Below are 23861 nucleotides of genomic sequence, written 5' to 3'. Positions count from 1 at the left end.
TGCCCAACCGCTTTAAGTTGGATAGTGAATAACCACAATAAAGCGCGTTTCTCCTACTTCATCTCGATAACCGTGGGGCTGGTCTGCGCGTAATATACACTGCTCTTGCGCTTGATAAGTTTGCCATTGACCATCTTGCAAAACCCCTAACTTTCCTTGTAGTACGTGAATATGTTCGGTGACGCCTATTTGATGCGCCGAAGAGTGCTGCTCATGAAAGTCCGTTAAGCATAGTTCAAACATTTCAAACTGGGTGGCTGAGTTAAACGGAAATAGCGTTTTTATGGTTACGTTTGGGTCGTTAGCGAACTTGTTGTCGGCATGTTGGGACGTAGGTGCGGTTTCATCACCTGACAAGAAAGAAGAAAAAGAACACGCAAGACCGGTTGCTATCTTCCACAAGGTAGCGATTGTGGGGCTAGACTCGCCTCGTTCTATTTGCCCCAACATGGCTTTAGACACTCCCGTCAACTGCGCGGTTTTATCAAGGGAAAGCCCCCGAGCTTTACGAACAGACTGCAGGTGGTGTGCAATACCTCTTGAAATAGCAGAAGGCTGCGCATTTGCTTTTGTCATGTAATGAAGGCCTTTTATTTTGACGCTGAGTTTAATAAAGCAGTTGTGCGCTATAACGCACAGATGTTAAGTTAACTATTGTACGTTATAGCGCACAAAAAGGTAGAGTAGCACATTCGATAGACGCTAAAAGCGTGTTTCATCGCTCGGTCGATTCCAAATCGAAATTCCATCACGAGGGTTTTCATGAGCAAGTGGAAGTTAAGTCATATCAGCGCAGGGCTAACCGCGGTTACAGTAGGTTACAGTAGTTCTGTTGTCATTATCATTGATGTAGCGCGTAAAGCCGGCGCCAGCGACGACATGGTAGTGAGTTGGTTGTTGGCGCTTGGGCTCGGTATGGGCATTACCTGCATTCTGTTCTCGTGGCTATCCAAACTGCCCGTTGTTACCGCTTGGTCTACCCCTGGCGCGGCCTTTTTGTTAACCAGTATCGGTGACTACCGTTTAAGTGAAGCCATTGGTGCATTTATACTATGTGCCTTGCTTTCTCTTGTAACTGCGCAAAGCCGTAGCCTGCTTAAACAAATAAGTCGGATTCCCCCTGCAATCTCATCGGCGCTTTTGGCCGGCATTCTCTTACCTATATGCCTTGCGATATTCAGTGATGTTAATGACGCACCGTACTTAGTTGCGTTATTTATCGCGGCTTATTTAGTAGGAAGCCGACTATTTCCCCGCTATCTTATGCTGTTGTTGCTGATCATGTCGGTGACCATTAGCTTGTTTATGAGTAGTGCAGATGGTGTGGTTGCTCTATCAAGCGACTCACCAGGGCTGCCATCAATAATCACCCTGCCCGAGCCTATTTGGGTAACGCCCACTTTCTCACTGAGTGCTGCCATTGGATTAGCATTTCCCCTTTTTCTTATCACCACGCTTTCTCAAAACTTGCCAGGCATAGCTATTCATCACGCCCATGGCTATACGCCCGACCACAAACCCATTTTGTCAGGCATTGCCATTGTTCAAGCCTTATTAGCACCTTTCGGTGGTTTTACCTTTAACTTAGCGGCGATAACGGCAGCGCTATGCATGGGCGAGCAAGCGGATAATGAAAAGTCGCAGCGCTATAAAGCCGCTATAGCAGCGGGGGTGGCGTATTTGTTCATGGGATTATTAGCGTCTGTGGTCGTTGCGCTATTTGTGAGTATGCCCAGTATCATTATTCATCTGCTTGCTGGACTAGCCCTATTAGCTACGCTGCAAGGAGCAGTGGTTCGCGCCATGGAAGTAGAGCACCACAGGGCTCCTGCGTTGCTTACCATGCTGTGTACAGCGTCAGGATTTAGTTTATATTCCATGACTTCAGCGGTGTGGGGATTGGGGTTAGGTTTATTACTGCTTTACGTTCAAAAGAAGCCTGTTAGCGCGTAGCGGCATTTGTTTGCTTTGTGCTGTTTCATTGTCAGCTTTCCATAACGAAAAGGCCGGTACTGAAGTTATGCTTCAGTACCGGCCTTTGCAGTATTTTGTCGCTTAAAACACTTACAAGAAGATCTGCTTCGCTGCGCTTGCAAGCTCTTCAAACTCATCAGAGTGAAGCTCGCCCATATCTTCAACCACACCGCGCTGAATAGCTAAGTTTAAGATCGCATCTTTTTGACTGTCTACCGCACCTGAAACTGCAGCGCCAACACGAACGAAATCAATGTAGGTTAACTCTTCTGGCATGTAGCTTAGGTCTTTCCAATTTTTTGAAACATTAACGAAGGTTTCTCCGAAGCCCCACTCTGTCATAATGCTTGCACCAATACGGCCAGCTAATTTATCGATTGCCACTTCAAGGAATGAAGGGTTCGCAAAGACTTCAGGGTGACGCTCAGCCTCGGTCAAAATAGGCAGAACACCAATGTTGTGAACCAGTGCCGCTAGTGTCATGGTATCCATGCTCATTTCACGCTTTTTGGTACGCGCTATGTAAAGCTGAAGCACCGCCATAGAGTTAGCCACGATATTAACTGTATTTGCCCACTCTTGTTGTAAATAGCGTGCAACTACATCGTTTTTAGAGACGAATAATTGCTCCATAGCGAGTGCAGTAGAGATGTTTTTAATTTGGCGTAAACCAATTCGTGTAACCGCTTGGCTGATAGAAGTAACTTTTACGCTACGTCCCATATAAGCACTGTTCGCAATTTTGATCATTCTTGCGCTAAGTGATGGATCTTGACCAATCACATCTCCCATCGCGTTTAAATTAATGTCGGGATCGTCTGCCGCTTTGCGGACTTTCAATGCAATAGCAGGAAGCGTGGGAAGGACGAGTGTGTCATTGTTAATTTTTTCAACCAAAATGGTTGAAAGCGCGTTCTGTGTAGACATATTTCTACCCTTAGAAAGTTCCAAATAGCCTCGTGAAGGCGATAGGTTGCTTTACCAGTTAATCATCTCGACCACCAGCAAAACTGATGACTAAAATAGATTCGATGTTTGTGCGTTGCATTCCGTGCGTTAACTTACATAGGCCTCTATGCTTCACGCTAAAATACAAACCGTTTATTGTTTTATTATGGTATTTCTATCACCATACTATAGTAGCTCTTTAGTTTCGACCAACTAAAAAAATACAGTGTCGATGCGAATTATTAGCAACGGTAGAACCACCAGAGCTTTTTTAAAGTATAGTCAACTGGTAGCAAACCACTATTGATATTAAGCAAATATTTTTCATACTTTTGTATTAAATCAAAAGCATAGCTATAGTGAGCTATCTATTCACCGCCCCGCATACTGTAAATCAATGCGGTTAAACCACACGGTAAGAGTCATTATGAAAAAAACAATTACAACTTATTCTCCTATTGCAGCTGCAGTAGCGGGTTTATTTATGCTGACCGCGTGCAGCAAAAGCGCCGATACAACACCAACTCAGACAGCAAAGCCTGAAACCGCTTCCGAGCAAACCTTACTTGTTGATGAGTCTCGCTTGTCTATTTATCACGGCGTAGATCTTACCAGCGATTTGTCACACCTTAGTGACAATCAACACAAAATGCTTTCACTGTTAATTGATGCATCGAAAATCATGGACGACTTGTTCTGGAAACAAGCGTTCTTTGAAGATAAAGATGCATTTCTTTCATCAATTAGCGACGAAAAGGTCCGTCACTTTGCAGCGATCAACTATGGCCCTTGGGATCGCTTAAATGGCGATACGCCTTTTTTAAGTGGCTATGAAGACAAAGCGCTGGGCGCTGAGTTCTACCCCCATGATATGGAAAAAGAGGAATTTGCCACGGCAGATTTTGGCGACAAACAAGGCCTTTATTCCATGGTGAAGCGCGATGAAGCGGGCAACCTTTATTCGGTGCCTTATTCTGAAGCCTTTAAAAGCGAATTAATGAAGGCGTCTGACTTACTTAAAAAAGCGTCAGAGCTTGCTGAAGATGAGAGCTTTAAACAATATTTGCAGCTGCGTTCTGAAGCCCTACTATCAAACGACTACCTGGCTTCTGACATGGCGTGGATGGATATGAAGACCAATCCTGTTGAGCTGGTTATTGGACCTATCGAAAGCTACGAAGATCAACTCTTTGGCTATCGCGCAGCGTTTGAAGCCTATGTACTTATTAAAGACTTAGCATGGAGTGAAAAGCTAGCTAAATACGCGGCCTTCTTACCTGAATTACAGCAAGGTCTTCCGGTTGCTGAGGCATATAAAGCGGAAATGCCAGGTTCTGATGCAGACCTTAACGCTTATGATGTTATTTATTATGCAGGCCACTCTAATGCTGGCAGTAAGACCATTGCAATTAACTTGCCCAATGACGAGCGAGTACAGCTAGAAAAAGGTACCCGCCGTCTGCAGCTTAAAAACGCAATGCGTGCAAAGTTCGATACTATTTTGGTGCCTATTGCGGATACGTTAATTGTACCAGAGCAACGTGAACACATTACGTTTGACGCCTTTTTCGCGAACACCATGTTTCATGAAGTGGCACACGGTTTAGGGATTAAGAATACTCTAGATGGTTCAGGGACTGTGCGCGGAGCACTTAAAGAGCATGCGTCAGCTCTTGAAGAAGGCAAAGCGGATATTCTAGGTTTGTACATGGTACAAAGTCTTCTTGAAAAAGGTGAAATCACTGAAGGAACACTAGAAGATTATTACGTTACCTTTATGGCTGGCATTTTCCGTTCTGTGCGTTTCGGCGCAAGTTCTGCACACGGAAAAGCGAACATGATCCGCTTTAACTTCTTTGCCCAGCAAGGCGCCTTCGAGAAAACAGAAGACGGCATGTATCGCGTAAATATGGAGAAGATGGGCGCCGCAGTAGAAGCACTATCTGAACTAATCCTTACATTACAAGGTGACGGCGATTACGATGGCGTAGCGAAGCTAGTAGAAACTATGGGTGTAATAAAACCCGATCTTGCTTCAGATTTAGCGCGCCTAGAGGCAGCGAGCATTCCAGTTGATATTCACTTCAACCAAGGTAAGAAAGTACTGGGGCTTGCTAACTAAGTAAGCACTGTACTCATTAAATAAAAATGCCGCCCTGAGATAACTATCAAGGGCGGCATTTTTGTGTTCTTATCTTTCCACGCTACTCTACGTGTTGCTTCATATTTTCAGTATACGGAGGCCAGCCTAGCGGTTTGCCTGCCAACACGTGAAGATGAATGTGATACACCGTTTGACCACCGTATTCATTACAGTTCATTACCGTACGAAAGCCTTGGTCAGCAAACCCTTGCTCCTTTGCAATTTTTGCTGCAACAAATGACAAGTGCCCCACCACTTCGCGATCTTCTTCGGCTATATCGTTTACCGTTGCAATTTGCTTTTTTGGAATAACCAGAAAGTGAGTCGGTGCCTGAGGGTTTATATCTTTAAACGCCAGCGCCAATTCATCTTCGTACAATATGTCCGCTGGAATTTCCTTGCTGATGATTTTATCAAATATTGTTTCTGCCATATCTCACTTCCCTTACCAATTAGGTGATTACCAATTATGTTAGCAGTGTTAAAACATTTGCCTGCGAACATAATTAAAAATTAAGTGCTATTGTGCGGCGCAGGGGCATCTCATGCGAATAGCCCCCTCATACGAAGACCCCTCATACGAAGAATAGCGCCCTTTTTCTTTATTTAAGCGAAAACAAACCACAGTAGTATTACGCCCAACGCCAAGCGATAGATAACAAAAGGCAGCATGCCGATACGCGATATCCAGCTTAGGAACAAATAGATACAAAGGTAGGCGCTTACGAATGAAAACGCCGCGCCATAAAGCAGCGCATACCAGTCTACCGCTTCGTTGGCATTAAGCAGGTCGAGAGTGGCCAAAAGCCCCGCGCCTAAAATAACTGGAATAGACAGCAAAAAGGAAAAGCGTGCACACGCTTCGCGCTTAAGGCCTAACATCAAACCTGCGGTCATCGTAATACCTGAGCGAGATGTACCAGGAATGAGTGCCAATACTTGGGCTAACCCGATATAGATGGCTTGCTTAAGTGTCAGTCCTTCTAGCTCTTGTTCGCGTTTTGCAGTGGCATCGGCGTACCATAGCAGCAAACCAAAAATAATAGTGGTACCTGCTATTACCAGCGCCGTACGTGCGTTTTCTTCTATCCAGCCTTTCATTAAAAAGCCAATAATAACCGCTGGAATAGTTGCCACAATTACGTACCAAGCAAGTTTACTGTCGGTAGATTGTTGCTTGCTAAACCCTTGTGTTACCCAAGCTACGGTCATCTGAGCGATTTCTTGACGAAAATAGATCATAACCGCAAGCAGGCTTCCCACATGAACGGCGACATCAAACGCTAAGCCCTGACTTACCCAACCAAAAAGTTCAGCGGGCAGCAACAAGTGTCCAGAGCTACTGATAGGAAGAAATTCAGTAACGCCCTGAATAATTGCTAAAATAATAATTTCAAAAAGTGTCATTCCTTTGCTTAACTCCAAGTAAAGTCAATCGGCCATAATTGCTGTTTCTGTTTATCAAAGTTTTGCCACATTTTGGCATAGGTTTCTTGCGTTTCAGGGTGAATGTCGTTGGGAACAAGTTCAGCTAACGGCCAAAGCACAAACGCGTTGTAGCAAATCTCTTCGCGAGGTAAAACCACAGGGGTTGTGGTCACCTTACTATCATAGGTAAGCAAGTCGAGATCAAGGGTTCTGGCACAGAATTTTTTGTCTGTATGCACCCTGCCATTGTCTTTTTCAATGGCTTTAAGAATTGCGCACACTTCCTTAATACTTTTTGACGTCGTCGCACGGGCAGCAGCATTATAAAAAGGGCTGCCGTTAAAGCCCACCGCTTCGCTTTCGTAAACCGAAGACACTGTAACATCAGAGAAGTGTTGTTTCAGGGCAACCAAAGATTGCTTAGTGTAATGCTCGCGCTCAATATTAGAGCCAATGCTGATTAAGATGGTGTGTTGTGACATCAATTGCGCTCTTTACGCATTTCAACAGCGACCGTTTGCGCATTGGGAAGGATATTAGGCTTAACAATTTTAAGCGTTATTGACGCAACGGTGAAATTATCAAGAACGGCGTCCATCACTTTATTACCTAGAGCTTCAAGTAGCTCAAATGTGCTTTCTTTGCCTACTTCTACAATACACTCTGCCACTTTTGCATAGTCTACAGTGTCTGCAACATCGTCGCTTTGCATCGCAGCGCTTAAATCAACATCAAGTGTTACATCAAGAAGTAGCTGGGTGGTTCTTACTCGCTCCCAATCATAAACACCAATCAGGGTGTCTACTTCAAGCCCTGTTATATAAATTTTTCCCATGGAATTTTTCATCTTGTACTGTTATCAAACCAGTTTATCGCCGTTTTTATTAGCCCTACTACTGGTCTTACTACTGCGCTTTCACCCACATATTGCTGGTAAACGGTGGTATATCGCGTTTGGATGGAGTAGCTTTACGCTTGTGTGGCACAACTATACCGCTGTATGACAACTGGGAGCAACCAAGGTTTCACAATTTAATACGACTAAAGCCCATTGAACTTGCACACACCAAATTTAACGTAATAAAAGGCAATATTTTTAATAATTAGAATGACAAAATGATTTCGCTAACTCTTTTGATGATCGCTGTTGCCTATCTTTTCGGTTCACTTTCAAGTGCTGTGGTTATAAGCCAGCTGTTTGGTTTACCAGACCCACGAACCGCCGGCTCTAAAAACCCAGGTGCTACCAATGTGTATCGACTGGGCGGTCGTGTTCCAGCACTCCTCGTGCTTGTCATGGACATACTAAAAGGCACTATTCCCGTTTACGGCAGTTACTTTCTGGGCATAGAGCCAATCATGTTAGGCGTCATTGCTATTTTCGCGTGCTTGGGGCATATCTTTCCGCTCTATTTTGGTTTCAAAGGTGGAAAAGCCGTCGCCACTGCGTTTGGCGCTATGCTCCCAATAGGCCTCGATTTAGCAGGTTTGCTTATTTTGAGTTGGGTAGTAGTGGTGTTTCTTACGGGCTATTCTTCATTGGGCGCGCTTATCGCAGTATCTCTTGCGCCGTTATTTACATTTTTGATTAAGCCTTTATATACCGTGCCCGTGGCAATGCTTTCGCTGCTTATCATTCTACGCCACAAAGACAACATTGCCCGTCTTTTAGCGGGCAATGAAAGTAAAGTATGGGATAAGGGAAAAGTTAAAGAGTAAGCGCCTTTTCCAGCACATCTAACTTACCATCTATCGGCGTAACCGGCGCAATGCCAAGTATTTTGGCCAACGCAGGATAAACCTCCAAGTTGCTAAACACAGGTAGGGTGGTATTCGTTTTAAACGCAGGTCCCACTGCTACAAACGTCGCCCCCATATCAGGCAGCGTGTTCATGTAGCCATGCCCACCTTTACTAATATGCATGCTGTTGGCGTTTTTAAAGCGTGCTGGCGGGGCTATCTCAATAATAATATCGCCGGTTCTATTTCCCACTTCCATATGTCGCTCAGAGCGCTGGGTATCGTTAAGCACAATGTAACGGTTTTCGGCTATATGGGTAAGACGTTCTGTTTCTTCGGTGATTTGTTTATCGTTCACGCCCACTTTGGCGTAAAGATGAACTTGCGCTCCCTCATTTTCAATAATGAAGCTATCAGGTATAGATAAAGACTCAACTTCTATAAGCTGACTTTCATCAATGGGTGTCATGCCGTGATCCGACACCACTACCAAGTTTACCGGCAAATCTAATGCGTTAATGCGTTCATAAAGTTGACCAATAAGCGCATCCACTTCTTGCACCGCATCATTGGTTTTGTCGGCAAAAGGTCCTTCATCATGTCCAACCGAATCGGTAAGCGAGAAATAACCCGCAATAAAGCGAGGGCGCGACACCTCAGGCAGTTTCAACCAAGTTATAATTTGATCTACCCGCTGCTGGTAATCGGCGTATTTAGAGTAGTGATAGAAGTAGCTAGGCAAGGTACCTGATATGCGTGAATCAGACTCTGGCCAGAAGAAGGTAGCTGCCTTCATGCCATGATATTCCACTAAGTTCCATAGCGGCGTTGCCGTAATCCACGTGCTGTCCATGCCGCCGTAGCCCAGCTTGTACTGCGCGTAGCCTTCTTTCGTTGGGCGAGACTTATCAAAAAATCGATTGTTCACGATGCCGTGGTGTTTCGGTAATAACCCAGTGATAAGTGAAATATGGTTGGGAAAGGTATTTGAAGGATAAACAGGGGTCATAGACGACGCTCTTACCCCTTTCTTTGCAATAGCACCAAGGTGTTGCGCGTTGTGTAATTCGATATAGTCGTGGCGAAATCCATCAAGAGAAATGAGCACGACATACTGATCTTGCTGCTCTTGCTTCAGGCCTTTTACAAAGTCATTCAGGGGTGCTTTGCTTGATGCAAATGCATTGGACGCAGTGAGCGCTGCAAAGGTAAGCGAAATAAATAACGACAATGCTAAATAGAATAGCGGTGCATTTTGTTTTGTTCCGTCTGTTGCTAAGCGCATGGTGTTTAACGTCCTTACTCAATGTTCATTTTAGTAAAACAAAAGGCAATGGAATGCGCTCCCATTGCCTTTTATTTATGCTTTTTTGTTTTACCTGCTTGCTATGCTCAATATTTCCCAGTGAACTTAGGGAAGACATAGTAGCGTTTACAACGAGGTGTGGCGCCTAATTACCGGTTTTTTATGAATACCTAAATCGCCGATAAAGTATCAAGGGGCCAGCGCGGCTTGGCTTGTGAAGACAAGGCCAAGGTTTCCCCAGCTTTCAAACGCTGCATGCCCGCATAGGCAATCATGGCACCATTGTCTGTACAATACGCTAAGCTAGGATAAAACACCTCTCCTTTTAGCTCTTTCATCAGGGCTTTCATCTCACTGCGCAGCATAGTATTCGCACTTACACCGCCAGCAATAACCAAGCGTTTCATGCCAGTCTGCTTTAATGCTCGCTTACATTTTATAATAAGCGTATCAACGACGGCTTCTTGGAACGCATACGCAATATTCGCTTTAATCTGCTCAGCATTTTCACCGGTTAGGTCAGCATCGCGAATAGTGTTCGCCGCAAAGGTCTTTAAACCACTGAAACTAAAATCTAGTCCTGGTCTGTCGGTCATAGGGCGAGGAAACTTATAGTGTCCCGCTTCTCCCTTTTCGGCCAATTTTGCTAAAAGAGGACCACCGGGATAATCAAGACCAAGTAATTTGGCGGTTTTATCAAAGGCTTCACCAGCAGCGTCATCGATAGACTCACCAAGTACTTCATATTGACCAATGCCTTCTACCTTAACCAGCATTGAGTGGCCACCTGAAACCAATAAAGCAACGAAAGGAAATTCAGGTGCGTCGTCTTCAAGCATAGGCGCTAACAAATGCCCTTCCATATGATGAACACCCACCGCAGGCACATTCCACGCATAGGCCAATGAACGCCCGACAGACGAACCCACTAACAATGCCCCTACTAAACCTGGGCCTTGGGTAAAAGCAACACCGTCAATGTCTGACGGTTGTGTGTCGGCGTCTTCCATAGCCTTTTTAATTAAAGGAATGATCTTTCTCACGTGATCCCGTGAGGCAAGTTCAGGTACTACGCCACCATAGTCGGCGTGCAGCTTAACTTGGCTGTATAGCTCGTGCGACAGCAACCCCTTTTCATCGTCATAAATCGCGATGCCAGTTTCGTCACAAGATGTTTCTATTCCTAAAATACGCATGGGGAGTAACCCTTTTACTACTAACTTCAATGCCTAGTTTTTGGATTTGCTACAGTCTGCTTAATACAAAAGGTCTTCGTACCGTTGTTGCAAACCACATTGTTAACGCGAATACCAAAAACTGAGTAAATAATTCTGGCGATCTGGCGCGATCATCTTTATGATCCCGCCGCGATCATAATACTACCCTAGTCAGGACCATCCAATTTCACACTTTTGATCACAATCGTCTTTCAAAAGGAAATTGAGCAAGAAAACATTCTGAAAAGGGCGCTTACTACGAGCCGAGTTAAACAACCCGGTGCTTAACGAGCGCAGAGTTTACCTTTAATCCTGCATTCATGAAATGCCAGTGAACAGGTAAATGAACGGTAAATGCACAATATTGGCTATTTTTTGGCAATTCATCCTTTACTTTCTCTGTAGATATGATTAGAATTTCGCACCATTTTTAACCCGGGTGGCCTTTTTAGCGCACAATTTTACCCGGATTTACACAGTAAAAGTTTTGAGGTGAGTGTTTAATGCCTATCGTTAAAGTTAGAGAAAACGAGCCGTTTGATGTGGCGCTGCGTCGTTTTAAGCGTTCTTGTGAAAAAGCAGGTGTTCTTTCTGAAGTTCGTCGTCGTGAATTCTTCGAAAAGCCAACTTGGGAACGCAAGCGCAAGAAAGCTGCCGCTAAGAAGCGTCATCTTAAGAAGCTAGCTCGTGAAAACGCACGTCGCGTAAAACTCTACTAATATAGGGTTAAGTAACGAGTCTGAAAGGTGTTGCAATTGCAGCACCTTTCGCGTTTCTGGGCCTCTATTTTTTGGCCTTATTCTTAACGACTCCATTTTTTCCTTTTCAAATGGTTGCATTTGATTTTCAACCTGGGGCTTAATAATACCAGTCCGCATAGATGATTATCCACTCAGCGAGATTTAAAATGTTCGTAATCGCGGCGTGTTACCGCAGGTATAGTGGTTCTACATCAAGGTGACACAACAAAGAGTACGGACATTTTAAACTCGCCCTTCGGGAAGGTCTGGCAAGCTTCCTAGCTTCATTCTGGGAATTTGAAAGGGAACAGCCATTCCTGCATTCCCACGCTTCGCTAGGAAACTTGCCAGCGCCTTCTGAGTGGGCAATGATCTATGCGGATTGGTATAAACTCTACTAATAAAAAATCAGGAAACATCATGGCACTAATTGATGATTTAAAAGCTGCGCAAAAAGATGCGATGCGTGCAAAAGAAAAAGTACGTCTTGGTACTATTCGTATGGCAATGGCTGCCATTAAACAAAAAGAAATCGATGAGCAAATTACACTAGACGACAGTGCAATCTTAGCGGTACTAACCAAAATGGTTAAGCAGCGCCAAGACGCCGCCGCGCAATACGACGCAGCCAATCGCGACGACCTTGCTAGCAAAGAGCGTGAAGAAATCACGTACATTGAAGATTTCTTACCCCAGCCTTTGACTGACGATGAGCTAAATGCACTTATCGACGAAACCATGGCAGCGACCGGCGCATCGGGTATGCAGGATATGGGTAAAGTAATGGGCGCCTTGAAACCTAAGGTTCAAGGCCGCACCGACATGGGTGCTTTGAGTGCAAAAATTAAGGCGCGTTTGAACGCTTAAACTCTGCCCTTTCGTAAAAGAGAAGCGTGTAGAAGGTGTGCATTGTCACACCTTCATTGTTCTCATTTTTACACTTCCCTGTTAAAGTAGATTACTGTTTTCATAATGTTGTAGCCTGTCGCTTGAAGCGCAGTTACGACTTGTGCTTTTCTCATTCTTTTTGAACTAGATCTTTTTTAACTAACCCTTTTTGAAAGTACCCTCATGGCTGGAAAGATACCTCGCGATTTTATAGACGACCTGCTGTCACGTACCGATGTGGTAGAAGTGGTAGATAGCCGAGTTAAACTTAAAAAAGCAGGTAAAAACTACCAAGCGTGCTGCCCTTTTCATAACGAAAAGTCGCCATCTTTCACTGTTAGTCAAGACAAACAGTTTTACCACTGTTTCGGCTGTGGCGCTCACGGTAACGCAATCTCGTTTATTATGGAATTCGACCGCTTAGAATTTGTCGAGGCGATAGAAGAGCTAGCGCGCTATCACGGGCTTGAAGTCCCCCGTGAAAAGGGCAGTCGCCCTGCCATGAGCGAAGAGAAAAAGCAGCAACAGCAAGACGATTATGCAGTCATGGAGCAAGTTGCGCGCTTCTTCCAGCACCAGTTACGTCAAAACGGCAACAGCAAAAAGGCCATCGACTATTTGAAAAATCGTGGGCTAAGCGGCGATATCGTTAAGCAATGGGAAATTGGCTACGCCCCAGACAGCTGGGACGCACTGCTAAATACCTTTGGCAAAGATCCACAGCGCATCAAACAGCTGGTCGATTTAAAGCTGGTAAATAAGAATGACCAAGGACGTACCTACGACTTCTTCCGCGACCGCATTATGTTTCCTATCCGGGACAAACGAGGTCGTGTGGTGGGTTTTGGTGGCCGAGTATTAGATGACGGCGGCCCTAAATACTTAAACTCGCCGGAAACGCGTATCTTCCACAAAGGCAGTGAGCTTTTCGGTTTCTACTCAGCCAGACAAAAAAGCCGTAGCCTAGATACGGTGGTTATTGTAGAGGGCTACATGGACGTAGTGGCACTAAGTCAGTTCGATATTAATATTGCTACTGCTGCGTTAGGTACGGCCACCACGCCTGAACATATTCAAATGCTGGTTCGCGCCACTTCTCACATTGTGTGTTGTTACGACGGTGACCGCGCTGGACGTGAGGCCGCATGGCGCGCTTTAGAAAACGCCCTACCCGCATTAAAAGACGGCGTACGTATTTCGTTTTTATTCTTACCCGATGGCGAAGACCCTGACACTATGGTGCGTCAGGTGGGGAAAGATGCGTTTATGGAGATGCTAAATGACGCCATGCCTTTATCCCGCTTTTTCTTTGAAAACTTATTAAAGACGCACAATGTGGGCACGCCGGAAGGTAAAATTGCCTTTAAGAAAGCGGCAATGCCGCTTATCGAGAGCACATTAGGTGATGATCAAAAGCAAATGCTGCTGGAAGAATTAGCCAAGCACACTGGCGAGTTCGATCGGTTTAAACTTCAGCTAGATATCACCAAAGCCAATCAAGGTTCGAAGCAGGCTTACTCGCCGAATCGCAACCAAGTGAATAAGCCTAAGCTATCGCCACTTCGCATGTTAATTCGTTTACTGTTAGATAAACCTGAACTAGCCACACTATGTGAAGACGTTCAAATTGATATTTTTGCGGGTAGCAACGCTGCTGGCATGGATTTATTACGCGATGTTCATCGCTATTGCGTAAGTCACCCTCAAGCAAAAACCGCTCAGCTTGTTGAAAATTTCCGCGACCATCCCCATTCTTCTACTATCGCGAAATTATTGTTACAAGAACACTTGGTTAAAGACGAGGATGCTGAACGGGTTTATAACGACTGCTTCGCTCGCTTACTAGACGGGCATTTCGATAGCCGCATTGAAACCTTAATTTCACGCTCGCGGGTTCAGCCGCTAACTCAAGCGGAAAAACAGGAACTGAATCTGCTTATGAAGGAAAGACAGAAGAGTTAACCTGATCTGAAGTTATTAAGCATCGCTAACCTCCAATGGTTGGGGCTAATGCTCTTGTAAATATTACTGGCTAAAAAATCGGCCGTGAATCTGGTAAAACCACCGCGAAATCTGCTATACTGGCTAATTCGCTGCAGGCACAGATATAAGTGCTTCGTTCACTTTGAAGTGAACAAAATTGCAGCAGCACGAGTAGCAAAGATATAGCCGAACATAACGGGCAGATCCAAACCCGAGCAGATGTGCATCGCAACATAATGGTTAAGACCAGCGTGGCATCGAGCATTAACGGCCTTGATACAAAAGCAGTACTACAGCAGAACAGGGAACATACCTAGTCGTATGTTGTCTTTTCTATTGCAAACTAATTGAATGTGAGAAGTGTAGGTTATATGGCGCAAAGCAAGCAGTCTCAGATTAAACTCCTGATTGCAAAAGGTAAAGAGCAAGGTTACTTAACCTTTGCAGAAGTAAACGACCACCTGCCGCAAGATATTGTCGATTCTGATCAAATCGAAGACATAATCCGCATGATTAACGACATGGGAATTCAAGTTTCTGAATCAGCTCCTGATGCAGATGAACTTCTCATGCAAGAAGCGAATGCTGACGAAGATGCTGCAGAAGCGGCAGCTCAGGCACTAGCTACTGTAGAAAGTGAAATTGGCCGTACGACTGACCCGGTTCGCATGTATATGCGTGAAATGGGTACGGTTGAACTTCTAACTCGTGAAGGCGAAATTGAAATCGCTAAGCGAATTGAAGATGGTATCAACCAGGTACAATGTTCAGTTGCTGAATACCCAGAAGCCATCACTTATCTATTAGACCAGTGGGATCTTTACGAAGCAGAAGAGATTCGCTTAAGCGACATCATCTCTGGTTTTGTTGATCCTAATGATGACCAAGATCTTGCTCCAACAGCTACCCACGTTGGCTCTGAGTTATCTGAAGAAGAATTAGATGATGAAGACGACGATGAAGATGATGAAGACAGCGATGAAGACGATAGCGGTGTAGACCCAGAGCTTGCCCGTGAACGCTTCACTGAGCTACGTGAACAATACCTAAAAACTCGTGAAGTCATCGAGAAGAAAGGTCGTGCTCATGCTGACTCTCGCGCACAAATCAACGCATTAAGCGATGTGTTCAAAGAATTCCGCCTGGTTCCAAAGCAATTCGATCGCATGGTTAAAAACATGCGTGAGATGATGGATAAAGTGCGTATTCAAGAGCGCCTTGTGATGAAGTTCTGCGTGGTTAACGCCAAAATGCCTAAGAAAGACTTTATTAAAGCTTTTGCAGGTAACGAAACGTCTAATGCATGGTTACATGAAGTAGTTAAATCAGGTGCACCATACGCCGCTGACCTTGCTGTAAATCAGGAAGAGATTGAGCGCTGCATTAGCAAGATGAACCAAGTTGAACAGGAAACTGGCTTGGTAATCGCAGATATCAAAGACATCAACCGTCGTATGTCAATCGGTGAAGCGAAAGCACGCCGTGCGAAGAAAGAAATGGTTGAAGCTAACCTACGTCTTGTTATCTCAATTGCTAAGAAGTACACCAACCGTGGTCTTCAATTCCTTGACCTTATCCAAGAAGGTAACATTGGTCTAATGAAGGCGGTGGATAAGTTCGAATACCGTCGTGGTTATAAGTTCTCAACTTATGCAACGTGGTGGATTCGTCAGGCAATTACCCGCTCAATTGCTGACCAAGCGCGTACTATCCGTATCCCTGTTCACATGATTGAGACGATCAACAAGCTTAACCGTATCTCTCGTCAAATGCTTCAGGAAATGGGGCGTGAGCCTACACCTGAAGAGTTGTCAGAGCGCATGTTAATGCCTGAAGACAAAATTCGTAAGGTACTTAAAATTGCTAAAGAGCCAATCTCGATGGAAACGCCCATCGGTGATGATGAAGATTCACATCTTGGCGACTTTATCGAGGACAGCACGATTATTCAGCCCCTCGATTCAGCAACTGGCGGTAGCTTGAAAGATGCAACGCAGGAAGTATTAGCAGGCCTAACAGCACGTGAAGCAAAGGTACTTCGCATGCGTTTCGGTATCGACATGAATACTGACCACACGCTTGAAGAAGTAGGCAAGCAGTTTGACGTAACCCGTGAGCGTATTCGTCAGATTGAAGCGAAAGCACTTCGCAAACTTCGCCACCCTAGCCGTTCTGAGCAGCTACGTAGCTTTTTAGACGAATAGAAAAAGCATTACTTTAAATTAAAATCCCCGGCCTTAGCTGGGGATTTTTTTTTGCCTTTCTTTTATCTTTAGGTAACAGAAAACACAGCCTTTGATCTGTTAGCTAAACCCACAAAAAAGCCTCCATACGGAGGCTTTCAATTCATGTTTATTGATAAGCTATCGGTTACACTCTAAATTGCTTCGCAATTGATTCTAGGTGTTGTGCAAGGTCTGCAAGCTCATTACACATGCTGCCTAGTTCACCCGAACGGCTAGCTGTCTGCTCGGTGCGCTGATGAATTTCATCAACGTGACGTACAATATCAACCGCTACAGTGCGCTGGTCTTCGGTATTGTGAGCAATTTGCTCGTTCATTTGATTAATACGTCCAATAGTACTGGTGATGGTTTCTAAGCTACTTCCCGCTTTATTGGCCGTTTCCACACTGTTTGTTGCCTGTTCAGTACCTCTAGACATCACCTCTACCGCTGAATGTGCTGCGTTCTGAAGCTGTTCGATAGTGCTTTGAATTTCTTCCGTAGACTGCTGTGTGCGCGACGCTAGCGTTCTTACTTCATCAGCTACCACTGCAAAGCCTCTACCTTGTTCACCCGCCCTTGCAGCCTCGATAGCGGCGTTAAGTGCCAATAAGTTAGTTTGCTCTGCAATGCCTTTAATCACATCTAGCACCGAGCCAACTTTATTAGAGTCAGACTCTAGACGAGCTATAACGTCAGCGGTTTCACGTACGTTCTCAGCAAGCTGCTGAATACTCGTAACCGTTTGCTGTACGATTTGACGACCTTCACTCGCCGCTGTAGTGGCTTCGTTTGCGTCGCTTGCCGCCTGTGCAGCGCTGTGGGCAACACCATCAACAGAACCACTCATGGTGTCTACTGCACGCTTTGCGTTGGTTGCAGACTTTTGCTGAACATCAATAGTACGCTGAGTCTCTTCCGTCACCCCGCGTAAATTCTGCGCCAAGTTTGACAAAGGTAAACTCGCTTCTACCACATCACGCACTACGCCTTGTAGTTTGTCCATGAATTGGTTGAACCAATACACCAATTCACCAATTTCATCTTCGCTTTTGGTTTCTATACGAACCGTTAGGTCGCCATTTTCTTGGGCAATATCTTTAAGCGAACGAACCACGTCATCAATGCTTTGTTTAATGCCGCGAACAATAGGAACTGCGGTTCCAAACAGCAATATAGTCACAACTACGGCTAGAATTACACCCGTGCTAATTAACGAGGTGTTAGCACTGTCTGTGTTTTTGAATGCTTCCTCAAACGCCGCTTGCTGAGCATCGCGAAATTGAGACATTGAAGCGATAGCCCCGTCATAAGACTGATTCATTTTGGCAGAGAGTTCGCCTAGACGGCTAAAGTCGGCAGTGCCGTTAACCATAGACTGTGAAACGTCGTAGGCAACATCAAAGTAACTGTCAAACCCTGAAGAAATACGAGAAATATCACCACGAAAATCCGGGCTAATAGAAGCAATTTGGTTTAGGCCGCTTTTTGCTTCTTCAGCAAGTTCTTGCGCCATAGTCAGGGTATCTTGATCGCCCGTTGTCACTGCACTTGCAAGGGTATCGCGAACCTTTTGCATATCAACTAACGTTGATGCTGATAATTGAAGAGCTGGAAATTGAACTTTCTGAACTTTCTCTAGCGTTGCACCGTTATTGAGTGCGGTATAAACAGTGATAAGCAAGTAAATAACAAAACTTAGCGCTGCGATCCCTGGTATAAGGAAAATCTTAGTCGCAATTGGCATTTTTTTTAGAAAGTTCATCAGCTATCCCACTGTTTTTTATAATCGCTTAACTACGTTTCAGTGTTACCTGAAAACACGTCATATCCTAATTTATCTACCTGATAGCGAAAATCTTTAATGAAATTATGGCCTCGCACCTAGTGCGAGGCCATAACAGGTAGTTAGAACGTATAGTTTACGCCTACTTTAAGCAGTGTTGCATCATTTAGATCATTTAGATCATCTGAGTACCAAGTTACATCTGTTTTCAGAGCAAAGCCCGGTTCAACATCGTAGCGAAGGCCAACAGTTACTGCAGATACATCTAGCTTCTGCTGCGCCGCGATACCAGCAGCACCTTGGTAAATTGCAGCCCATGTTCCATCCGTTACCGCATCACCCGTAGAGATTGATGAAGGTAGTGAAGCAACCAGACCTAATTGAGTGGCGTTATCTGCTTCTTCAACTTCATAAGTAATGTGTGGAGTAAACTTACCAAAGCGCATACCAGCAGTTACATACCACGCTTTGTTATCAGCAATTACAGAACCATCTACTTCTGTTTGAGTAAACTCCGCACCAACAAACCAATCATATTTGTCGATATCAACGGCTACTTCAAAGAAAGTACCTGTATCTTCGTTTACATTAAAATCGTCAGCAACTGAAGCTGCAGTTGGAATGATAGGCCCGAACTGCGCCATGCCAGCTAGGAAGTTATCAAAGTCAGCGTTGGCAGCGCTGGTTTTACTACGCCCTAACAGAGTACGCGCACTGAACCAATCGCGCGTGGCTTCGAAAGAAACAGCAACAACGTTCTCTAACTCTAGCGCAGCTGGCGTACCAGAAATGGTAGTATCAGCCTCTACACGCCCTACAGTAAGCTGTGCGCCGTATTCCCAGTCACCTGAGTAATTCATATAGTCAACGCGCACACCGTCAATGTTGTTAAAGTCAATACCGTAAACAGCATCTGGAGGTGTTAGCCAGTGGTATGAATAACCGATATCTAATGACGCAGAGTATTTAAATAGCGGCATACGAAGACGACCCGCACTAATGTTGAAATTATTGTTCAACGCGTAGGTCATGTACGCCCATTCGAAATCAGCGTCGTAATCTTCACTGCCACGGCCAACTAGCTGAGCAGTAGCAGAAAGCTTGTCGCTTACATCGCCGCGCACCTGAAGTCCAAATACACTAGCAGGGTCGAAGTTAAAGTCGCTGTCGTAGTCGTATACTGACTCGTCATCGTCTAGTGTCATACCACCAATAAGATTTGCAAAGCCGTTAATTTGAATATCAGCCAGTGCCGGAGTAGCTAACAGGCCGGCTATAGATAAGATAGCAAGTTTGGTTTTCATGCGTGTTCCTTAAATTCTTTGTATAAACGGTCAGTTAAAAGGTAGCGACTACTCGTACGCTGTCGTTAACAGCGCCTGCGTCGACGTAACCAATAGCGCCAGGATTACCTGCTACAGCAGATATCACTTCTGCGTCGCTACCTAATGCTTTTGGTGGTTGACCTTTACCGGTAAATACGAGCTTTGACCAAAACGCAGTAAGCTGTGCTGCAGTTTTGTTTAATACTTTTCCGTTAAATTCATCAGTGGCGGCTTGCCCTTCTGCTAGCGCAACAGGTTCTGCCTGTGTGCCGCTAGGAAACGCCTTTGCTTTGTTAAGAAACAAACGGCTAATGCTTTCTTTGTCGAGGGTGTCAGCGTTACTTGGATGAACAATAACTGCTACATCGGCAAAAGCTACGTTACAGCACAATCCTGCTGCAAGTATCCATTTCTTCATGATATGTCCTCTAGAGTCTGTTGAATGCTTGCTCTTCGTTTTTAACTTTCTTGCTAACCCGTTTGGCACAGTAAGTGGAGCTTTTAAACGGTTTGAGACAAACACGTGCTTGTGTGCTCATACTCATTACAACGGGGTAAGTATTGGTCACAATTACCATATTCGCCAATTTAAGCGTAAAAATTTTAGCGTTTAAAAATTAATGACTTATACAAGCGTTTGAATTTGTCGCGAAGTGTAGATGAAGTTATAACTTAAGCAACTATACAAATGTCTAATACATACCTTTGCACTTTATAGCTGCCGATAACAAAATGTGATGAAAGCATGAAAATGAATATTAATTCAAACATTTCAATTAGTTAAATAATCACGCAGTAAATTAATTAGTAATGAACGCCAATATTAACGTATATAAAAACATACGAAAATGTTCCGATACTCAACGCTCTTTTGTACATTTTTACAGCAGCTTAAGTGTGATTTAAGCTCAATATTCTGTTTGAGAATCTATTAGGGTTTTAGAGAGAAAGCGGACAACGCCATGGAAATCGCAGGCAAACAGCGTCCTAAAGGTTTATTACGAAAGGAACAAAAGGCTAGCGGGGCGTTAGCCCCGCTTAATATTACGATTCGCCTTTTTTGTAGGGAATAGCCTGCTCCAGCTTTTCTATTTCCATGGTTCGCTGAAGTGGAGAGCCAGTGTTTCTCGCTAGCCAGCTATATGCAGTGGGAACCACGTAAAGCGTCATAAAAGCAGACACAAGTACGCCAGAGAAAATGACCATACCAATGACCATCCTGCTTTCCGCCCCAGGTCCAGACGCTAACACAAGTGGCAGTGAGCTAAATACGGTAGTGAAGCCCGTCATTACGATAGGACGCAATCGCTGAGCAGCTGCACGTTTAAGTGCATACTCAAACTCCATACCGGCATCGCGTAACTGGTTGGCAAACTCAACAATTAAAATACCGTTTTTAGCAGCAAGCCCAATTAGCATTACCAGACCAATTTGACTGTATATATTGATCGTCATATCGCTAAAGAACAGCCCGATAAAAGCACCAACGAGAGCCAGCGGCACGGTAAGCATAATCACAAGCGGGTGTACCCAGCTTTCAAATTGTGCAGCCAATATTAGGTAAGTCACGGCAAGTGCCAGCATAAATACATACACAAATGAGTTGCCCGCTTCTTGATACAACTGAGACTCGCCTTTATAGTCTATCGATACGTTGTCAGGCAGCTCCGTTTTAACAATATTTTCCAAATATTCAAGCGCTTGCCCCAGTGTATAGCCATCCGCTAAATTGGCAGAAATAGTCACAGCGCGCATTCTGTTGTAGCGGTTAAGCTGTGCCGATGTGGCTTGTTCTTCAAAGGTTAGTAAATTGTCCATCGGAATGAGTTCGCCCGTACGAGACGAGCGTACATATAAATTTTCTATGCTGTTAGGACTTCTAAAGTCTTCCTCTTTGCCTTCCATAATGACATCGTATTCTTCGCCCCTATCAAGGAAAGTCGACACTCTGCGCTGTCCTAACATTACTTCCAACGTGCCGCCAATATCGCTGATGGACACGCCAAGATCTGCCGCCCTATCGCGATTAATATTTACCAGTAACTGTGGCGAGGTTTCTTTATAATCTGAATCTAAGCGAATTAACCTTGGGTTCTGCGCCGCTTTTTGTAAAACGATGTCACGCCATTCAACAAGGTTTTCATAAGTATCGCCTTGTAATACAAACTGAACAGGACGACCCAGCCCTCCGCCAGAGATACCGCTGCGCATAATGGCAAAAGCACGTACGTCAGGTACATTGTTTAATTTCGCGCTGATTTCATCCATTAGTGAAAACGTGCTGAAATCTCGCTCGTCCCAGTCAGCGGAGCCCACGATAGCAATACCTGCATTACCTCCGAAACCAGGTGTTCGAACTAGAAGACGATTGATTTCACCACTTTCACGGTAGGGCATTAAGATACTTTCGATCTTTTCAAGGTTCTTCGCATTACTTTCAAAGCTCGCCCCTTCCTGCGCGTTCATCAATATAAAGAAGTTACCTCTGTCTTCTTTAGGTACAAACTCGCTTGGTACTTTCTCAGAAAGCTGCACCAGTGCAACCACAGCAATAATAAGCATTAACAGCATAAGAATAGGCTGGTGCAGAGTTTTACCTAGCGTATTGAAATAACCGTTTTCCAGTTTTGAGAATTGCTTATCCATCCAGCCTCCGAAGCCAGATGAGCGGGTGCGTTTCTTAAGAATTTTTGACGCCATCATGGGCGACAACGTTAACGCGGTGAAGCTTGAGAATGCTACAGCTGCGGCAATAGCCAGCGCGAATTCAGTGAATAACCTTCCGATGTTTCCCTCAAGGAAAACCAGCGGTACAAATACAGAAATTAGCACCAGCGTGGTTGCAATAACTGCAAACCCGACTTCTTTCGCGCCGCGGTAGGCGGCCAAAATAGGCGGTTCGCCCATCTCTATGCGTCGATAGATGTTCTCCAGCACAACAATAGCGTCGTCCACCACTAGGCCAATGGCTAACACCATAGCGAGTAGCGTGAGTAAGTTGATTGAGAAGCCCAGCGCATACATCACAATGAAAGCGGCAATAATAGAGACGGGTACGGTAACTGCCGGAATCAACGTGGCGCGAATATTTCCGAGGAAAAGGTAAATAACGATCACCACCATTAGCATGGCGATCCCCAATGTTTCATACACTTCATCAATCGACGCTTCGATAAACACCGATGAATCGTAGCTGGGTACAATAAAGATATTGTCAGGAAGGGTGGCTTCTATTTTTTCAATTTGCGCTTTTGCTGCACGGGCAACGTCGAGCGTATTGGCTTTGGACTGTTTAACGATACCCAGTCCAATCATGTTCACGCCATCGCCACGAAACTCGGTTTCGTCATCTTCGGCGGTTAACTCAACATGAGCGATTTCACCAAGGCGTACAAGGTAGCCGTTGTCTCCAATCGCGACTGTTAGTGCGGCAAAATCGTCAGGCGTAAGAAAGGTTCGCGCAACGCGTACTTCAAAGTTACGGTCAGTACTTTCCACTTCACCAGCCGGTAATTCCACATTCTCGGCGCGAATAACTTGCTCGACATCGTTAACCGTAATGCCTCTTGCCGCCATTGCATTGCGGTCTAAGAATACCTTCATGGCATATCGTCTTCCGCCACCGATTTGGACTCGGGCAACACCATCGACAATTGAAAGCCTATCCACTAATACACGCTCGGCGTAGTCGGTCAATTCCATAGTATTAAGGTTACTGCTTCGAAGGTTGTACCACACCACGGCGCTTTCATCTGAGTTCGCTTTAGACACTTCAGGTGGATCAGCTTGGTCGGGCAAGTTATTGAGCGCGCGACTTACTCGTTCGCGTACGTCATTCGCCGCGGCGTCAATATCGCGAGAAAGCTTAAACTCAATGGTTATATCGGAACGACCATTGCGGGAGGTCGAGGTTACGTTTTTTATGCCCTCGATACCGGATATTCTATCTTCTAATAGCTGGGTAATTCGGGTTTCCACTATATTCGCAGATGCACCTGTGTAGGTGGTACTTACCGAGACAATAGGTGGGTCGATATCTGGGTATTCTCGCAAACTCAACATGGTGAAAGCGACAACGCCAAAAATGATCAGCAGTAAATTGATAACCGTTGCAAAAACGGGGCGCTTTACAGAAACGTCTGACAGTAACATGACGGT

19 protein-coding genes are annotated in these 23861 nt (G+C 44.9%); 7 read left to right on the top strand and 12 right to left on the bottom strand.

All coding sequences use genetic code 11. From position 1 onward, the window contains the following. Positions 1 to 12 precede the first annotated feature (12 nt). A complete protein-coding gene (locus tag ACFI6L_RS00695; RefSeq protein WP_462573227.1) occupies positions 13 to 576 on the bottom strand; it encodes a helix-turn-helix domain-containing protein in 564 nt (187 codons plus the stop codon). A gap of 186 nt (positions 577 to 762) precedes the next feature. On the opposite strand from ACFI6L_RS00695, the gene ACFI6L_RS00690 reads away from it, so the two are divergent. Next, positions 763 to 1953 (top strand): benzoate/H(+) symporter BenE family transporter, encoded by a 1191-nt coding sequence (locus tag ACFI6L_RS00690; protein ID WP_342325687.1) that lies wholly within the window; start codon positions 763 to 765, stop codon positions 1951 to 1953. A 111-nt stretch (positions 1954 to 2064) separates the two neighbouring features. On the opposite strand, the gene ACFI6L_RS00685 is transcribed toward ACFI6L_RS00690, so the two are convergent. Further along, positions 2065 to 2901, bottom strand: a complete 837-nt coding sequence (locus ACFI6L_RS00685) for an HDOD domain-containing protein (RefSeq protein ID WP_014948276.1) — start codon at positions 2899 to 2901, stop codon at positions 2065 to 2067. Between the two features lie 448 nt (positions 2902 to 3349). Between ACFI6L_RS00685 and ACFI6L_RS00680 the strand changes: the two genes are divergently transcribed. After that, entirely contained in the window at positions 3350 to 5044 is a 1695-nt protein-coding gene (locus ACFI6L_RS00680; RefSeq protein WP_014948275.1) for a dipeptidyl-peptidase 3 family protein, read from the top strand. Positions 5045 to 5126: 82 nt separating this feature from the next. On the opposite strand, the gene ACFI6L_RS00675 is transcribed toward ACFI6L_RS00680, so the two are convergent. The 4 genes from ACFI6L_RS00675 to folB all read right to left on the bottom strand — a co-directional run bounded on the left by ACFI6L_RS00675 (position 5127) and on the right by folB (position 7328). Then, entirely contained in the window at positions 5127 to 5498 is a 372-nt protein-coding gene (locus tag ACFI6L_RS00675) for a histidine triad nucleotide-binding protein (protein ID WP_014948274.1), read from the bottom strand. A gap of 173 nt (positions 5499 to 5671) precedes the next feature. Continuing rightward, the gene (locus ACFI6L_RS00670; RefSeq protein WP_014948273.1) at positions 5672 to 6472 is read right to left on the bottom strand and encodes an undecaprenyl-diphosphate phosphatase; all 801 of its coding nucleotides are present in this window, start codon (positions 6470 to 6472) and stop codon (positions 5672 to 5674) included. A gap of 8 nt (positions 6473 to 6480) precedes the next feature. Further along, the gene (gene folK, locus ACFI6L_RS00665; protein WP_101563487.1) at positions 6481 to 6975 is read right to left on the bottom strand and encodes a 2-amino-4-hydroxy-6-hydroxymethyldihydropteridine diphosphokinase; all 495 of its coding nucleotides are present in this window, start codon (positions 6973 to 6975) and stop codon (positions 6481 to 6483) included. Further along, entirely contained in the window at positions 6975 to 7328 is a 354-nt protein-coding gene (gene folB, locus ACFI6L_RS00660) for a dihydroneopterin aldolase (RefSeq protein WP_014948271.1), read from the bottom strand. Before folB ends, folK begins: the two co-directional genes overlap by 1 nt. Before the next feature lie 281 nt (positions 7329 to 7609). On the opposite strand from folB, the gene plsY reads away from it, so the two are divergent. After that, positions 7610 to 8212: a glycerol-3-phosphate 1-O-acyltransferase PlsY gene (plsY, locus tag ACFI6L_RS00655; protein WP_014948270.1), complete on the top strand. Its 603-nt coding sequence runs from the start codon at positions 7610 to 7612 to the stop codon at positions 8210 to 8212. Here plsY and ACFI6L_RS00650 read toward each other — a convergent pair. Then, on the bottom strand, positions 8202 to 9518 hold the full coding sequence (locus ACFI6L_RS00650) for an alkaline phosphatase family protein (RefSeq protein ID WP_283626651.1): 1317 nt from the start codon (positions 9516 to 9518) through the stop codon (positions 8202 to 8204). The genes plsY and ACFI6L_RS00650 overlap by 11 nt on opposite strands. 191 nt (positions 9519 to 9709) lie before the next feature. Further along, complete coding sequence (gene tsaD, locus ACFI6L_RS00645; protein ID WP_462573226.1) at positions 9710 to 10735, bottom strand: tRNA (adenosine(37)-N6)-threonylcarbamoyltransferase complex transferase subunit TsaD; 1026 nt, start codon at positions 10733 to 10735, stop codon at positions 9710 to 9712. A 524-nt stretch (positions 10736 to 11259) separates the two neighbouring features. Here tsaD and rpsU point away from each other — a divergent pair. The 4 genes from rpsU (at position 11260) to rpoD (ending at position 16571) form a co-directional block, all read left to right on the top strand. Further along, positions 11260 to 11475 (top strand): 30S ribosomal protein S21, encoded by a 216-nt coding sequence (gene rpsU / locus ACFI6L_RS00640; protein ID WP_012517258.1) that lies wholly within the window; start codon positions 11260 to 11262, stop codon positions 11473 to 11475. 441 nt (positions 11476 to 11916) lie between these two features. Then, positions 11917 to 12363 (top strand): GatB/YqeY domain-containing protein, encoded by a 447-nt coding sequence (locus ACFI6L_RS00635; protein WP_012517256.1) that lies wholly within the window; start codon positions 11917 to 11919, stop codon positions 12361 to 12363. A 204-nt stretch (positions 12364 to 12567) separates the two neighbouring features. Continuing rightward, entirely contained in the window at positions 12568 to 14346 is a 1779-nt protein-coding gene (gene dnaG, locus ACFI6L_RS00630) for a DNA primase (RefSeq protein WP_462573225.1), read from the top strand. A gap of 392 nt (positions 14347 to 14738) precedes the next feature. Further along, positions 14739 to 16571 (top strand): RNA polymerase sigma factor RpoD, encoded by a 1833-nt coding sequence (rpoD, locus tag ACFI6L_RS00625; protein ID WP_168479437.1) that lies wholly within the window; start codon positions 14739 to 14741, stop codon positions 16569 to 16571. 166 nt (positions 16572 to 16737) lie between these two features. On the opposite strand, the gene ACFI6L_RS00620 is transcribed toward rpoD, so the two are convergent. From ACFI6L_RS00620 to ACFI6L_RS00605, 4 genes are all read right to left on the bottom strand, one after another. Continuing rightward, positions 16738 to 18357, bottom strand: a complete 1620-nt coding sequence (locus ACFI6L_RS00620; protein ID WP_168479435.1) for a methyl-accepting chemotaxis protein — start codon at positions 18355 to 18357, stop codon at positions 16738 to 16740. 143 nt (positions 18358 to 18500) lie between these two features. Next, entirely contained in the window at positions 18501 to 19682 is a 1182-nt protein-coding gene (locus tag ACFI6L_RS00615; RefSeq protein ID WP_039219859.1) for a topoisomerase IV, read from the bottom strand. 34 nt (positions 19683 to 19716) lie between these two features. Next, positions 19717 to 20121 carry a type 2 periplasmic-binding domain-containing protein gene (locus tag ACFI6L_RS00610; RefSeq protein ID WP_014997309.1) on the bottom strand — a complete coding sequence of 135 codons (405 nt, stop codon included), beginning with the start codon at positions 20119 to 20121 and terminating at the stop codon, positions 19717 to 19719. Positions 20122 to 20747: 626 nt separating this feature from the next. Then, a complete protein-coding gene (locus tag ACFI6L_RS00605) occupies positions 20748 to 23855 on the bottom strand; it encodes an efflux RND transporter permease subunit (RefSeq protein ID WP_168479433.1) in 3108 nt (1035 codons plus the stop codon). Between the last annotated feature and the right edge of the window lie 6 nt (positions 23856 to 23861).

It is taken from the genome of Alteromonas sp. G4i35, from assembly GCF_054960375.1.
The sequence above is the reverse complement of the archived record's forward strand: the minus strand, read 5'-3'. Positions and strand labels throughout refer to the sequence as shown.